The 15488-nt window shown below is 71.5% G+C and carries 13 protein-coding genes; all 13 read left to right on the plus strand.

All coding sequences use genetic code 11. The features are described from left to right. The first annotated feature begins 58 nt into the window (after window positions 1-58). Window positions 59-1360 carry a homoserine dehydrogenase gene (locus ACQYWQ_RS21805; protein ID WP_431036784.1) on the plus strand — a complete coding sequence of 434 codons (1302 nt, stop codon included), beginning with the start codon at window positions 59-61 and terminating at the stop codon, window positions 1358-1360. A gap of 6 nt (window positions 1361-1366) precedes the next feature. Next, the gene (thrC, locus tag ACQYWQ_RS21810) at window positions 1367-2428 is read left to right on the plus strand and encodes a threonine synthase (RefSeq protein WP_431036786.1); all 1062 of its coding nucleotides are present in this window, start codon (window positions 1367-1369) and stop codon (window positions 2426-2428) included. Window positions 2429-3014: 586 nt separating this feature from the next. Continuing rightward, complete coding sequence (gene thrB / locus ACQYWQ_RS21815) at window positions 3015-3932, plus strand: homoserine kinase (RefSeq protein ID WP_431036788.1); 918 nt, start codon at window positions 3015-3017, stop codon at window positions 3930-3932. Window positions 3933-4372: 440 nt separating this feature from the next. Next, window positions 4373-6433, plus strand: coding sequence for a transcription termination factor Rho (gene rho, locus ACQYWQ_RS21820; RefSeq protein ID WP_431036790.1), 2061 nt, complete (start codon window positions 4373-4375; stop codon window positions 6431-6433). Window positions 6434-6935: 502 nt separating this feature from the next. Further along, window positions 6936-8045, plus strand: coding sequence for an LCP family protein (locus ACQYWQ_RS21825; protein ID WP_431036792.1), 1110 nt, complete (start codon window positions 6936-6938; stop codon window positions 8043-8045). A 178-nt stretch (window positions 8046-8223) separates the two neighbouring features. Further along, window positions 8224-8451 carry a 50S ribosomal protein L31 gene (rpmE, locus tag ACQYWQ_RS21830; RefSeq protein ID WP_007822028.1) on the plus strand — a complete coding sequence of 76 codons (228 nt, stop codon included), beginning with the start codon at window positions 8224-8226 and terminating at the stop codon, window positions 8449-8451. A gap of 153 nt (window positions 8452-8604) precedes the next feature. Next, entirely contained in the window at window positions 8605-9678 is a 1074-nt protein-coding gene (prfA, locus tag ACQYWQ_RS21835) for a peptide chain release factor 1 (RefSeq protein WP_431036793.1), read from the plus strand. A 99-nt stretch (window positions 9679-9777) separates the two neighbouring features. After that, window positions 9778-10623 (plus strand): peptide chain release factor N(5)-glutamine methyltransferase, encoded by an 846-nt coding sequence (gene prmC, locus ACQYWQ_RS21840; RefSeq protein ID WP_431036794.1) that lies wholly within the window; start codon window positions 9778-9780, stop codon window positions 10621-10623. Window positions 10624-10741: 118 nt separating this feature from the next. Continuing rightward, the gene (locus tag ACQYWQ_RS21845; protein ID WP_431036795.1) at window positions 10742-11389 is read left to right on the plus strand and encodes an L-threonylcarbamoyladenylate synthase; all 648 of its coding nucleotides are present in this window, start codon (window positions 10742-10744) and stop codon (window positions 11387-11389) included. Beyond that, a complete protein-coding gene (locus ACQYWQ_RS21850; protein ID WP_431036796.1) occupies window positions 11386-12030 on the plus strand; it encodes a protein-tyrosine-phosphatase in 645 nt (214 codons plus the stop codon). The genes ACQYWQ_RS21845 and ACQYWQ_RS21850 overlap by 4 nt, the downstream gene beginning before the upstream one ends. Window positions 12031-12257: 227 nt before the next feature. Next, complete coding sequence (locus ACQYWQ_RS21855) at window positions 12258-13607, plus strand: MraY family glycosyltransferase (RefSeq protein WP_431036798.1); 1350 nt, start codon at window positions 12258-12260, stop codon at window positions 13605-13607. Window positions 13608-13959: 352 nt separating this feature from the next. Next, complete coding sequence (locus tag ACQYWQ_RS21860) at window positions 13960-14400, plus strand: hypothetical protein (RefSeq protein WP_431036799.1); 441 nt, start codon at window positions 13960-13962, stop codon at window positions 14398-14400. Between the two features lie 225 nt (window positions 14401-14625). Further along, window positions 14626-15447 (plus strand): F0F1 ATP synthase subunit A, encoded by an 822-nt coding sequence (gene atpB, locus ACQYWQ_RS21865; RefSeq protein ID WP_431036800.1) that lies wholly within the window; start codon window positions 14626-14628, stop codon window positions 15445-15447. Window positions 15448-15488: the final 41 nt, after the last annotated feature.

Raw genomic sequence — 15488 nt, forward strand, 5'->3', positions numbered from 1 at the left:
CGCGCCACGGAACACGCGGCGGCCCGCGGAACGACACGGAAAGACGAAACGAGGTCGGATGATGCGCACGCGTCCGCTGAAGGTGGCGCTCCTTGGCTGTGGGGTAGTCGGCTCAGAGGTGGCGCGCATCATGACGACGCACGCCGCCGACCTCGCCGCCCGCATCGGGGCCCCCGTCGAACTCGCCGGGGTCGCCGTGCGCCGCCCCGACAAGGTGCGCGAGGGCATCGACCCGGCGCTCATCACGACGGACGCGACCGCGCTCGTCAAACGCGGCGACCTCGATGTCGTCATCGAGGTCATCGGCGGCATCGAACCCGCCCGCACCCTCATCACGACGGCCTTCGCGCACGGCGCCTCGGTCGTCTCGGCGAACAAGGCGCTCCTCGCCAAGGACGGCCCCGCGCTGCACGCCGCCGCCGTCGAGCACGGCCAGGACCTCTATTACGAGGCCGCCGTCGCGGGCGCCATCCCGCTGCTGCGCCCGCTGCGCGAATCCCTCGCGGGCGACCACGTGCACCGCGTCCTCGGCATCGTCAACGGCACGACGAACTTCATCCTCGACAAGATGGACTCCACCGGGGCGGGCTACCAGGAGGCCCTGGACGAGGCCACCGCGCTCGGCTACGCGGAGGCCGACCCGACCGCCGACGTCGAGGGCTTCGACGCCGCGGCGAAGGCCGCGATCCTCGCCGGGATCGCCTTCCACACCCGTGTCGGCATCGACGACGTGCACCGCGAGGGCATGACCGAGGTGACCGCCGCCGACTTCGCCTCCGCGCGCGCGATGGGCTGCACCATCAAACTCCTCGCGATCTGCGAACGCGCCGCCGACGGCAGGAGCGTCAGCGCGCGCGTGCACCCCGCGATGCTCCCGCTCAGCCACCCGCTGGCGGGCGTCCGCGAGGCGTACAACGCCGTCTTCGTCGAGTCCGAGGCCGCCGGGCGGCTCATGTTCTACGGGCCGGGGGCGGGCGGCGCGCCGACCGCTTCCGCCGTGCTCGGCGACCTCGTCGCCGTGTGCCGCAACCGGCTCGCGGGGGCCACCGGGCCCGGCGAGTCCGCGTACGCGGGGCTGACCGTCTCCGGGATGGGCGAGGTCGTGACGCGGTACCACATCAGCCTGGACGTCGCCGACAAGCCCGGCGTGCTCGCCCAGGTGGCGACGGTCTTCGCCGAACAGGGCGTGTCGATCGACACCGTGCGTCAGCAGGGCAGGGGCGACGGCAGCGGCGAGGCGAGCCTCGTCGTCGTCACCCACCGGGCCCCCGACGCGGCCCTCAGCAGCACCGTCGAGGCGCTGCGCAAGCTCGACACCGTCCGGGGCGTCGCCAGCATCATGCGGGTTGAAGGAGAGTAGGCAGTCATGGTCCACCAGTGGCGCGGCATCATCGAGGAGTACCGGGACCGGCTCCCGGTCAAGGACACGACCGAGGTCGTCACGCTCGGCGAGGGCGGCACGCCTCTCGTCCCCGCGCAGGTGCTCTCCGAGCGCACCGGCTGCGACGTGTACCTCAAGGTCGAGGGCGCCAATCCGACCGGGTCCTTCAAGGACCGCGGCATGACGATGGCGATCACGCGCGCCAAGGAGGAAGGCGCGAAGGCCGTCATCTGCGCGTCGACGGGCAACACCTCCGCTTCGGCCGCCGCCTACGCCGTGCGCGCCCGCATGGTCAGCGCCGTCCTCGTGCCGCAGGGCAAGATCGCGCTCGGCAAGATGGGCCAGGCCCTCGTGCACGGTGCCAAGATCCTCCAGGTCGACGGGAACTTCGACGACTGCCTGACGCTCGCCCGCGCGCTCGCCGACAACTACCCCGTCTCGCTGGTCAATTCGGTCAACCCCGTCCGGATCGAAGGACAGAAGACCGCCGCGTTCGAGATCGTCGACACGCTCGGTGACGCGCCCGACCTCCACCTCCTGCCGGTCGGCAACGCGGGCAACATCACCGCGTACTGGAAGGGGTACCGCGAGTACGCCGCCGACAAGGTCGCGACCCGCACCCCGCGCATGTGGGGCTTCCAGGCGAGCGGTTCGGCGCCGATCGTGCGCGGCGAGGTCGTCAAGGACCCCCGTACCCTCGCCACGGCGATCCGCATCGGCAACCCGGCGTCCTGGCAGCAGGCGCTCGCCGCGCGCGAGGAGTCGGGCGGTCTCATCGACGAGGTGACCGACCGCCAGATCCTCGCCGCCTACCGGCTGTTGGCCGGTCAGGAAGGTGTCTTCGTCGAGCCCGCGTCCGCCGCGTCCGTGGCCGGGCTGCTCAAGGCCGCCGAGCAGGGCCTCGTCGACAAGGGGCAGCGCATCGTCTGCACGGTGACGGGCAACGGCCTCAAGGACCCCGACCGCGCGACCGAGGGCGCCCCGCGCCCCACGGTCATCCCGGTCGACGCCGCGGCGGCGGCGCGGCGCCTCGGCCTGACGGGCTGAGACCTCGACCTGACGGGCTGAGACCTCGGCCTGACGGGCTGAGACCTCGGTCCGACGGTCCCGGTTCTCGGCCGGACGGTCCGCGATTCCGGTCCCGACGGCCCGGCACGGGGCTGACACGCGCGGGCGACGCCGTCCCTCGTACGCGGATTTTCCTCGTACGAGGGACAGCGGCGCCCCGCGATCCGCCCGCGGGGAGCGGGGGGACGCCCGGCCGAATCAGGACAAGACATACGGGACCCGGCCCAAGTGGCGGGGGTCGCACGGCGTCCGGGCGACACGCGTCATGCGCCTCCCGTGCGCCCTATGTCGCGGGGGACGCTTCCTTCGATAGGCTGTGCCCCACCTGCCCCGCCGCTTGTGCCGCGGTGCCGCTGCCGTTGTGGCCGTACGATCCCACGCGCCCGGATGTGATCCGGACGTTCCGGGGGGATTCGCCGGAAGCGTGGACCATCCCCGCCCCCGCACACCAATCCCCACCAGCCCGCCCCGCGACAGTCACCGTGAGGGCTGCCGCCTCCAGCGGCCCGCCCCGCGCCGTACGGTGCAGTCCCCGCCCGAGGAACACAAGGAGAGTCCCCACGCGATGGCCGGTCCCGCCTTTCGCGCCGCCGCCGTCCGGGTGCGCACCCCCGCCTCAAGCGCCAACCTGGGTCCCGGCTTCGACGCCTTCGGGCTCGCGCTCGGCCTCTACGACGACGTCGTGGTGCGGGTCGCCGACTCGGGGCTGCGCATCGACATAGCCGGTGAGGGCAGCGAGACGCTGCCGCGTGATGAGAAGCATCTCCTCGTACGGTCCCTGCGCGCCGCCTTCGACCTGCTCGGCGGGCAGCCGCGCGGCCTGGAGATCGTCTGCGCCAACCGCATCCCGCACGGCCGCGGGCTCGGTTCCTCCTCGGCCGCCATCTGCGCGGGGATCGTCGCCGCGCGCGCTGTGACGACCGGCGGCGAGAGCCGCCTCGACACGCAGGCCCTCCTGGAACTCGCCACCGAGATCGAGGGCCACCCCGACAACGTCGCCGCCTGCCTGCTCGGCGGGTTCACGCTCTCGTGGATGGAGGGCGGGCTCGCCAGGGCGGTCAGGATGACGCCCGCCGACTCCGTCGTCCCCGTCGTCTTCGTCCCCGGGCGCCCGGTGCTCACCGAGACCGCCAGGGGACTTCTTCCGCGTACCGTGCCGCACGCCGACGCGGCGGCGAACGCGGGCCGTGCCGCGCTGCTCGTCGAGGCCCTGACCAGGCGCCCCGGGCTGCTCTTCACGGCGACCGAGGACCGCCTCCACCAGGAGTACCGGGGCCCTGCGATGCCCGAGTCGCTCGCCCTGGTGGAACGGCTGCGGGCGGACGGGGTGCCCGCAGTGATCTCCGGCGCGGGACCCACCGTCCTCGCGCTGGTCGACGAGGAGGCGGCCGACAAGGTCGCCGGGCTCGCGGGCGAGGAGTGGGCAGCGGCCCGCGTCCCCGTCGACACCGCGGGCGCGAGTGTGCTGCCGCTGGCGCCGTGACTCCACGGTCGCCGCACAGGAGAGGGGGAATATGTGTGGGATACGGTATTGTTAATCTCAACTGCGCACCCAATCGCCCTACGGCGAGGTGCCGCGTGTCTTCGCCAGGAATCCGGGGCCACTCGGAGCACATCCGGGGCCACCCGGAGCGCCGAATTTTCTCGGGCCACAGGGGCGGGACACCTCATCTTCCGGGAGTCCCCGTATCGCGCCGTGCCACGCACAGAGCGACAGCGAAGCGCTCCGGAACGGGCGTGACCCCATCCCGTGACACGCACTTCTGGTGACACGGCTGAGTCAGGCGTCTTCACCACCGTATTCCTCCGCCTCTTTGGCGGTCCATCGCCCCGGCGCATCCCCTTCACAGAGGACCACAGCCGGACAGCACAACCGGTCGCCGAGCCAGACAGGCCGACGTCCGCTCCAGGGAAGGACCCTTCGTGAGCGACACCACCGATCTGATGGGCGTGAGTGCCGACAGCACGGCTGAGGCTGCGCCCACCACGGACGCCGCCCCCTCCGCCGGGACCCGGCGCCGCCGCGGCACAGGGCTTGAGGGCATGGTGCTGGCCGAACTCCAGCAGGTCGCCTCAGGGCTCAAGATCAAGGGCACCGCGCGGATGCGCAAGAGCCAGCTGATCGACGCCATCAAGGAGGCGCAGTCCGGCGGAGGCGCGCCCGCGGCCGAGCCGAGTGCCGAGGCCAAGCCCAAGCGCCGCGCGACCTCCAAGGCGCGCACCGGCGAGGAGGCCCCGAAGGAGGCCGCGGCCTCGGCTCCCGCCGCCGCTCCCGCCAAGGAGCAGGCGCAGGCGTCCGAGGGCGGGCAGCAGCAGATCGACATCCCCGGGCAGCCCGCCAACGAGGCCCCGGGCGGCGAGCGCCGCAGGCGCCGCGCCACGGCCGAGGCGGGCAGCCCCGAGGCCGCCGAGCAGCCGCAGGCCGCCGAGCAGCCGCAGCGCGAGAACCGCGAAGGCCGCGAGAACCGCGACACTCGTGACAACCGCGCCAAGCAGGACCGCCAGGACGGCGGCCAGCACGGCCAGCAGGGCGGCCAGCACGGCCAGAACGACGGCGACAACGCCGAGGGCCGCTCGGGCCGCGACCGTGATCGCCGCAGGGGCCGCGACCGCGACGGCCGCGACAACAACCGCGACCGGGACAACAACCGCCGCGGCAACAAGGGCGACGACCAGCAGGGCGGCGGCGGCAACCAGAACCGCCAGAAGCAGCACGACAACCGCCCGCAGGACGACTTCGACGACGACGGCGGACGCCGCGGGCGCCGGGGCCGCTACCGCGACCGCAGGGGCCGTCGCGGCCGCGACGAGATCAACGAGCCGCAGGTCAACGAGGACGACGTCCTGATCCCCGTCGCGGGCATCCTCGACATCCTCGACAACTACGCGTTCATCAGGACCTCCGGCTACCTGCCGGGCCCGAACGACGTGTACGTCTCGCTCGCCCAGGTCCGCAAGAACGGCCTGCGCAAGGGCGACCACGTCACGGGCGCGGTGCGCCAGCCCAAGGACGGCGAGCGGCGCGAGAAGTTCAACGCGCTCGTGCGCCTCGACTCGGTCAACGGCATGGCGCCCGAGACCGGGCGCGGCCGCCCCGAGTTCCAGAAGCTCACCCCGCTCTACCCGCAGGACCGGCTCCGCCTGGAGACCGACCCCGGGGTGCTGACCACGCGGATCATCGACCTCGTCGCCCCGATCGGCAAGGGCCAGCGCGGGCTCATCGTGGCCCCGCCGAAGACCGGCAAGACGATGATCATGCAGGCGGTCGCCAACGCGATCACCACGAACAACCCCGAGTGCCACCTCATGGTCGTCCTCGTCGACGAGCGGCCCGAAGAGGTCACCGACATGCAGCGCTCGGTGAAGGGCGAGGTCATCTCCTCGACCTTCGACCGGCCCGCCGAGGACCACACCACGGTCGCCGAGCTGGCGATCGAGCGGGCCAAGCGGCTCGTCGAGCTGGGCCACGACGTCGTCGTGCTCCTCGACTCGATCACCCGCCTGGGCCGCGCCTACAACCTGGCGGCCCCGGCCTCCGGGCGCATCCTCTCCGGCGGTGTCGACTCCACGGCGCTCTACCCGCCCAAGCGCTTCTTCGGCGCCGCGCGCAACATCGAGGACGGCGGCTCGCTCACCATCCTCGCCACCGCGCTCGTCGAGACCGGCTCGCGCATGGACGACGTGATCTTCGAGGAGTTCAAGGGCACCGGCAACATGGAGCTGGTCCTCGACCGCAAGCTCGCCGACAAGCGCATCTTCCCCGCGGTCAACGTCGACGCCTCCGGCACCCGCAAGGAGGAGATCCTCCTCGCCGGTGACGAGCTGGGCATCGTCTGGAAGCTGCGCCGGGTGCTCCACGCGCTCGACCAGCAGCAGGCGATCGAACTGCTCCTGGACCGCATGAAGAAGACCAAGTCCAACGCGGAGTTCCTGCTCCAGATCCAGAAGACCACGCCCGGCACCGGCAGCAACGGCGGCGAGTGAGGTCCGGAGGACCTGAGGCCCCAAGGGCCCGCGGGACCCGTGGCGGGACCGTATGACGAAGGCCGGGGGCCGCTTTTCCCACCAGGGAGGGCGGCCCCCGGCCTTCGCGCTGCCACGGCGGCGGTACGGAGACACGCACGGAGACACGTACGAAGACAGGCGCGGAGCCACGCACGGAGACACGTACGGGGACCCGCGGGGACGCGCCCTCGCGTGCGGCGGGCCCGTCGGCCCGTACCTCGCTCCCCGTACCCCCGCTCCCCGTACCTCGCGCTCCGTACCCCCGCACCCCGTGCCCGCGTGTCCTTCGCCACAGCCCGTGAGCGACCCCGTCCCCTCGCCGCACCGGAAAACCCCAGGCAGTCCGCGTGGAGGGCGCAGCGATCGGCTGAATCGGGCCCCGTCGTGATCACAGCGCGTTGTGCGACGCTGGCGAGATCCGGCGTCGTGCTGACGTGGGCACGCCGGGACGGGGGAGCCACGCGACAGAGCTGAGGAGCGCATGACCGACACCCCCGCGAGCCCCGAGGAGGGGTCCCGCCCCCGCCGGGGCGGCAAGGGGCGCCGCCGCAAGCCGCGCGCCCGCCGCAAGGGCCTGCTGATCGCCGCCTGGGCGACCGCGGGACTCGTCGTACTCGGCGGCTCGGGCCTCGGCTACGCGTACTGGCACCTCAACCACAACATCAAGGGCGTCGACATCGACGCGGCGCTCGGCAAGGACAGGCCGGCCGACACCGACGACGGCTCGATGGACATCCTCGTCCTCGGCTCCGACTCGCGCTCGGGCGCGAACGGGAAGTACGGGCGCGACGAGGGCGCCGCACGCTCCGACACCGCGATGGTCGTGCACGTCTACGAGGGCCACAAGAAGGCGAGCGTCGTCTCCATCCCGCGCGACACCCTCGTCGACCGCCCCGCGTGCACGACGGACGACGGGAAGACCGTCGCCGCCGCCCGTCAGGCGATGTTCAACAGCGCCTACGCGGCCGGCGGGCCCGCGTGCGCCGTCAAGACCGTCGAGTCGATGTCCGGCATCCGCATGGACCACTACGTCGAGGTCGACTTCACGGGCTTCAAGAAGCTCATCGACGCGCTCGGCGGTGTCCCGCTCACCACGACGAAGCCCATCCAGGACGCCTCCAGCCACCTGAACCTCCCCGCGGGCAAGCACACCCTGGACGGCGAGCAGTCCCTCGGCCTCGTGCGCACCCGGCACGGCGTGGGCGACGGCAGCGACCTCGGCCGCATCCAGCTCCAGCAGGCCTTCGTCAAGGCGCTCATCGAGCGCGTCAAACACGTCGGCGTCCTCGGCAACCCCGCGAAGGCGTACAAGCTCGCCGGGGCGGCCACGAGCGCCCTCACGACCGACTCGGGTCTCGACTCGGTGAGCGGGCTCGCGAAGCTCGGCACCTCGCTCAAGGGCGTCAGGACCTCGGGCATGACGATGGTGACGCTGCCCGTCGGCTACGACCCCCAGAACGCCAACCGCGTCCTGCCCGACGCCGCCAAGGACACGCTGCTGTGGAAGGCGCTGCGCGCCGACGCCCCGGTCCCCGCCGCCGCGCGGCACGGCACGACCGAGGGCGGGGCCGACGGGGTCGTCAAGGGCTGAGGCCCGGAAGGGGTCACCGGCCGGTGCCGGCGGGCGACCCTCCGTACGGGAATACGAGCGCCCCGACCCCGGTTTTGGGGGATACGGCCAGTGCTGGCAAACTGGTACGTCGGTCCCGGTTCACGTGGCGCCATTCCCGGCTCCGCGACCCGGCACCCTCCAGAACCTAGGAGACACCTTGAAGCGCGACATCCACCCCGAGTACGTCGAGACGCAGGTCAGCTGCACCTGTGGCGCGTCGTTCACCACCCGTAGCACCGTCCCGTCCGGCACCATCCGCGCCGACGTGTGCTCCGAGTGCCACCCGTTCTACACGGGCAAGCAGAAGATCCTCGACACCGGCGGCCGCGTGGCCCGCTTCGAGGCCCGCTTCGGCAAGGCCGCCACCGGCTCCGCCAAGAAGTAGCGAGCCGAACGCGCCGGTCCTCGGCCGCCCCTCGGGGCGGCCGGGGCCGGCGCTTTTTCGGCGGTGGCACGCCGTCCCGCGCGCCACGCCCCCGCGGTCCCCCTTGCGGCCCAGCCCCGCAGCCCTTCCACGCACGCGATTTGGAGCCCGGAGATGTTCGAGGCGGTCGAGGAACTCATCGGCGAGCACGCCGAACTGGAGCGGACACTCGCCGACCCCTCGGTCCACGCCGACCAGGCCAACGCCAGGCGGCTCAGCAAGCGCTACGCCGAGCTGACCCCCATCGTCGGCACCTACCGGGCCTGGCGCTCGACCGGCGAGGACATCGCCACCGCGCGTGAACTCGCCGCCGAGGACCCCGAGTTCGCCGCCGAGGTCAAGGAGCTGGACGAGCGCCGCGAGGAGCTGACCGAAAAGCTGCGCCTCCTGCTCGTCCCGCGCGACCCGAGCGACGACAAGGACGTCATCCTGGAGATCAAGGCGGGCGCGGGCGGCGACGAGTCCGCGCTCTTCGCGGGGGACCTGCTGCGCATGTACCTGCGGTACGCGGAGCGGGTCGGCTGGAAGACCGAGATCCTCGACGCCACCGAGTCCGAACTGGGCGGTTACAAGGACGTCCAGGTCGCCGTGAAGACGAAGGGCAACGCGAACCCCGAGCCCGGGCACGGGGTCTGGGCGCGGATGAAGTACGAGGGCGGCGTGCACCGCGTGCAGCGGGTCCCCTCGACCGAGTCCCAGGGCCGCATCCACACCTCGGCCGCCGGGGTCCTCGTGACCCCCGAGGCCGAGGAGGTCGACGTCGAGATCAACCCGAACGACCTGCGCATCGACGTCTACCGCTCCTCGGGACCCGGCGGCCAGTCCGTCAACACGACCGACTCGGCCGTGCGCATCACGCACCTGCCCACCGGCGTCGTCGCCTCCTGCCAGAACGAGAAGAGCCAGCTCCAGAACAAGGAGCAGGCCCTGCGCATCCTGCGCTCCAGACTCCTGGCGGCGGCCCAGGAGGAGGCCGAGCGCGAGGCGGCCGACGCGCGCCGCAGCCAGGTGCGCACCGTGGACCGCTCGGAGAAGATCCGTACGTACAACTTCCCCGAGAACCGCATCTCCGACCACCGCGTCGGCTACAAGGCGTACAACCTCGACCAGGTGCTCGACGGGGACCTCGACGCGGTCATCCAGGCGTGCGTGGACGCGGACTCCGCGGCCAAGCTCGCCGCGGCGTGACCGCGGGCGCGCACCCGTGACAGCGCGCGCAAGCGTGACCGAGAGCGGCCGCAGGGCCGCGGCAGCCGGCGGCGCCGGCGCCAGAGGAAGGACAGGCGCGTGAACCTCCTGCTCGCCGAGGTGGCCCAGGCCACCCAGCGGCTCGCCGCCGCCGGTGTGCCCTCTCCCCGCAACGACGCGGAGGAGCTGGCCGCGTACGTGCACGACGTCAAGCGCGGAGAACTGCACACCGTCCCGGACGCCGACTTCGACGCCCGCTACTGGGAGACGATCGCCCGCCGCGAGGCGCGCGAGCCGCTCCAGCACATCACCGGGCGGGCCTACTTCCGCTACCTGGAACTCCAGGTCGGCCCCGGCGTCTTCGTGCCCAGGCCCGAGACCGAGTCCGTCGTCGGCTGGGCCATAGACGCCGTGCGCGCGATGGACGTCGTCGAACCGCTCGTCGTGGACCTGTGCACGGGCTCGGGTGCCATCGCGCTCGCGCTCGCGCAGGAGGTGCCGCGCTCCACGGTGCACGCCGTCGAGCTGAGCGAGGACGCCCTCGTGTGGACCCGCAAGAACGTCGAGGGCTCCCGCGTCCACCTCCACCAGGGCGACGCCTTCGCGGCCCTGCCCGCGCTCGACGGGCAGGTCGACCTGGTGATCTCCAACCCGCCGTACATCCCGCTCACCGAGTGGGAGTACGTGGCGCCCGAGGCCCGCGACCACGACCCCGAGATGGCGCTCTTCTCCGGCGAGGACGGACTCGACACGATCCGCCGCATCGAGCGCACCGCGCACCGCCTGCTGCGCCCGGGCGGTGTCGTCGTCGTCGAGCACGCCGACACGCAGGGCGGCCAGGTGCCGTGGCTCTTCACCGAGGAGCGCGGCTGGGCGGACGCCGCCGACCACCCCGACCTCAACAACCGCCCGCGCTTCGCGACGGCCCGCAAGGCCCTGCCGTGAGCCGCCCGGGCCCGCACGACCCGCACGCACGCCCGTACGAGCCGCCCCACGCCCCGTACGGCCCCTCCCACGCCCCGTACGACCCCCCGCACCTTCCCCGCGAACAGGAGACCCGCTGATGGCACGGCGATACGACTGCGACGACGCGACCGACCGCGCCACCGGCCTGCGCGAGGCCGCCTCCGCCGTCCGGCGCGGCGAACTCGTCGTCCTGCCGACCGACACCGTCTACGGCATCGGCGCCGACGCCTTCAGCGCCGAAGCGGTCGGCGACCTGCTCACCGCCAAGGGCCGCGGGCGCAACATGCCCTCGCCCGTGCTCATCGGCTCGCCGAACACCCTGCACGGTCTCGTCACGGACTTCTCCGAGACCGCCTGGGACCTCGTGGACGCCTTCTGGCCCGGCGGCCTCACGCTCGTCGCCCGCCACCAGCCCTCGCTCGCCTGGGACCTCGGGGACACCCGCGGCACCGTCGCGATCCGGATGCCGCTCCACCCGGTCGCGATCGAACTCCTCACCGACTTCGGCCCGATGGCCGTCTCCTCGGGCAACCTCACGGGCCACCCGGCGCCCGAGACCTGCGATGCCGCGCAGGAGATGCTCGGCGACTCCGTTTCCGTCTACCTCGACGGCGGCCCCACCTCGGGAAACGTTCCTTCCTCGATCGTCGACGTGAGCGGCGAGGTGCCCGTGCTGCTGCGTGCCGGTGTCATCGACGCCGAAGAGCTGCGCAAGGTGGTACCCCATCTCAAGGTGGCCAGTTGACGGCCCCCGGCGAAGGCCGGGACATACCCGGGGACCCGCCCGACCCTCCCTTCCGCATCCTCCACGTCAGCACGGGGAACGTGTGCCGCTCGCCGATCACCGAGCGGCTGACCCGCCATGCCCTCATGGCCAGGCTCGGGGAGCGCGCGGGCGCCGAGCTGCTCGTGGAGAGCGCGGGGACCTGGGGGCACGAGGGCGCGCCGATGGAGGAGAACGCGGCCGCCGTACTGCGGGAACTGGGCGCCGACCCGGTGGGTTTCCGCGCCAGGGAGCTGCTCGACGCGCACGTCATCCACGCCGACCTCGTCCTCACGGCGACCCGCGACCACCGCGCGCAGGTGATCTCGATGGGACACTCGGCGGGCCTGCGCACCTTCACGCTCAAGGAGTTCACCCGGCTCGTACGCGCCATAGACCCCGCGACGCTGCCGGACACCGCCGATCTCGCCGCCCGCGCGCGGGCGCTGGTACGGGCCGCCGCCGCGCTGCGCGGCTGGCTGCTCGCGCCCACCCCCGAGGCGGACGAGGTGCACGACCCCTACGGGGCTCCGTTGACGTTCTTCGAGGCCATCGGCGGGGAGATCAGCGAGGCGCTCGACCCCGTGATCAACGCGCTGACAGGGGCCGAAGTGGCCCGGTGATCCGGGGCAGGGCCCGGCGGTTACGGGCTCGCTGCGCCCGGTGCGCGGGGCGAGGAGGGCCCGCGCGGGAAGGCGCGGAACGTCCCCCGTGCGACGGATGTGCGGTGCGGGGGATTTGGGGCGTTCGGGGGTCCCGTGACCCGCTACGGGGGCGTTTCGGGGCAACCAGAGGGGCTACCCGGAAGGTCAGGGCGGTATGCGCGCGAAGCTAAGGTGTGCGCTGGAGGATGGCCGCTCGATCTGTGGGGAAGCCCGTGCGTGAATACCTGCTGACGCTCTGCATCACGATGGCGGTGACCTATCTGCTGACCGGACCGGTGCGGAAGTTCGCCATCGTCGCGGGCGCCATGACCGAGATCCGGGCCCGGGACGTGCACCGCGAACCGACCCCCCGGCTCGGGGGCATCGCGATGTTCGCGGGGCTGTGCGCGGGGCTGCTCGTCGCCGATCACCTCACCAATCTCAACAGCGTCTTCGTGACCTCGCACGAACCCAGGGCGCTGCTCTCGGGGGCCGCGATCATCTGGATCGTCGGGGTGCTCGACGACAAGTACGAGATCGACGCGCTCGTGAAGCTCGGCGGCCAGCTCATCGCCGCCGGTGTCATGGTCGTCCAGGGCCTCACGATCCTGTGGCTGCCGATCCCCGGCGAGGGCACGATCCTGCTGAGTGCCTGGCAGGGCAATCTGCTCACGGTCGCGCTCGTCCTCGTCACCGTCAACGCGGTCAACTTCGTCGACGGGCTCGACGGCCTCGCCGCCGGGATGGTCTGCATCGCGGCGACCGCGTTCTTCCTGTACGCCTACCGGATCTGGTACGGGCACGCCATCGAGGCGGCCGCGCCGGCGACGCTCTTCTCGGCGATCCTCATCGGCATGTGCCTCGGTTTCCTGCCGCACAACATGCCACCGGCGAGGATCTTCATGGGCGACTCGGGCTCGATGCTCATCGGGCTCGTGCTCGCCGCGGGCGGCATCTCGATCACCGGGCAGGTCGAGCCGGACGCGCTCAACCTCTTCACGGGCTCGGAGCGCGCCTCGGTCCACGAGATGGTGCCCTCGTACATCCCGCTGCTGCTGCCCCTTTCGATCATCGCGGTGCCCGCGGTGGACCTCGTGCTCGCGGTGGTGCGGCGCACCTGGCGCGGGCAGTCGCCGTTCGCCGCCGACCGGGGCCACCTCCACCACCGTCTGTTGCAGCTCGGGCACTCCAAGTCCCGGGCCGTGCTGATCATGTACTTCTGGTGCGCGCTCATCTCCTTCGGGACGCTCGCGTACTCGGTGAACTCGGCCTCGATGTGGATCGTGCTGGCGATCATGGCGGGGAGCGCGGTCGGCCTCGTGCTGCTCCTGCTGCCGCGCTTCCAGCCCCGCGTGCCGCACTGGGCGGAGAAGGCCGTGCCGCCGCGCTACCGACGGCGCAGGGCGGCGCTGCGGCGGGCGAGGGCGCAGGCGGCGGCCGCGGCGGTGGACGCGGCGGCGGAGGGGGCCGCTCCGGCGCGTACCGCCCACGGGGCGACGGCACTCGGCGCGTACGAGAAGCGCGATCCCGCGCCCTCGGCGGGCTCGCGGCACTGAATACGGAAAGGTCACGGGCTCCACCGAGAGTTCACCTGGACGTGCCGGGTCGCCTCAACCGATGGCAAAATCCCCTTAATAGCAGACAAGTTGAGGGGAGGTCACGCGCTGAGCGGCGAATTAACGCTCACGTGTGACAACTAGCACACGTTCGAGGTAAAGACCTCATCAAATAGTTTGTGATAGCGTTCACGAGGCCGGGGGAACAGGGTCGAAGGGCCGTGCTGAGACGGCTCGTTGACCCCTGTCACCCGGAGGCTCCCGTCTCCCACCCGGTCTACGCTCGTCCCCGACGAGTCCCCCTTGTGCAGTACCCCTGTGCTTTGCCCACCCACGTAGCGGAGTTGCCGCCATGCCCTCCCAGGAAACCCTCCTCCTCCAGCGGACCGCTGTGCCCACAGCCGCCGCCGGCGCGATCGCAGCCGTTGTCGCCGCGATCGTGGCAGGCGGAAAGGGAGCCCTCGGCGCTGTGGTCGCGACGGTCATCGTGCTGCTCTTCATGGGCGGCGGCCTCGCGCTCCTCCAGTGGGTCGGCCGCACCTACCCGCAGATCTTCCAGGGCATGGGGCTCGCGCTCTACACGGGCCAGCTCCTGCTCCTCTTCGTCTTCGTGGCCGCGTTCAAGAACACCGATCTCTTCGACCCCAAGGTCTTCGCCGCCGTCATCGTGGCGGGAACCTTGATCTGGGTCGCGGCGCAGGCCCGCGCACACACGAAGGCGAAGATCCTCTACGTCGACCCCGAGGCCGCGAACAAGGCCGGGAGCGCGACGAAGTCGGGGTCCCGCGCATGAGGGGTAGGGGCGGGATAAAGGGTCGCGGACGCGACTGCTATTGTCCGGTTCCAACTGCGGCATCGCGGACGCGGCCATCCGAGCCTTGTCCTGCTGGACCGCGAGGCTCGTCGAGCGAGAGCCGTCCCCACACCCGTAACACCAGTCCCGTGCCGACCAGCGGCTCCGCGCCGCGCCGACACAACGAGGTTGCCGTACCTATGCGCCACGCTGAAGGAGCCCGCGGTGAGTGCTGACCCGACGCAGGTGCTCGCCTTCGAGACCGACTGCCACATCTTCGACGGATGCGGTTTCCCGGCTCCGGGCCTGCACTCGTTCCTGTTCAAGCCGCTCTGGGGCGACGGGGACAGCAATCTTTACTTCAACAAGACGATGCTGCTCGCCCTCCTGGGCTCGATCATCATCATCGGCTTCTTCTGGGTCGCCTTCCGCAAGCCGAAGGTCGTTCCCGGCAAGGTCCAGATGGTCGCCGAGGCCGGTTACGACTTCATCCGGCGCGGGGTCGTCTACGAGACGATGGGCAAGAAGGAAGGCGAGAAGTGGGTTCCGCTCATCGTCTCCTTGTTCTTCTTCGTCTGGATGATGAACCTCTGGTCGATCATTCCGGTCGCGCAGTTCCCGGTCACGTCGGTCATCTCGTACCCCGCGGTGCTCGCGCTCGTCGTCTACGTGACCTGGATCAGCCTCACGTTCAAGCGGCACGGCTGGACGGGCTTCTGGAAGAACGTCACCGGCTTCGACAAGTCGCTCGGCGCGGTCGCCTACCTCGCCGCGTTCATCGAGCTGTTCTCGAACCTGCTCGTGCGTCCCTTCACGCACGCGGTGCGACTCTTCGCCAACATGTTCGCGGGCCACACGCTGATCCTGCTCTTCACGATCGCGAGCTGGTACCTGCTCAACGGCATCGGGATCGCCTACGCGGGCGTCTCCTTCATCATGACCCTCGTGATGACCGCCTTCGAGCTGTTCATCCAGGCCCTTCAGGCGTACGTCTTCGTGCTCCTCACCTGCACTTTCCTCCAGGGTGCCGTCGCCGAGCACCACTGACCTCGGCCCGCCCCCACCTTGATCGTCCGGTGGTCAACCCC

Origin of the sequence: Streptomyces sp. P6-2-1 (assembly GCF_050613165.1) — a bacterium.
GTDB lineage: Bacteria > Actinomycetota > Actinomycetes > Streptomycetales > Streptomycetaceae > Streptomyces.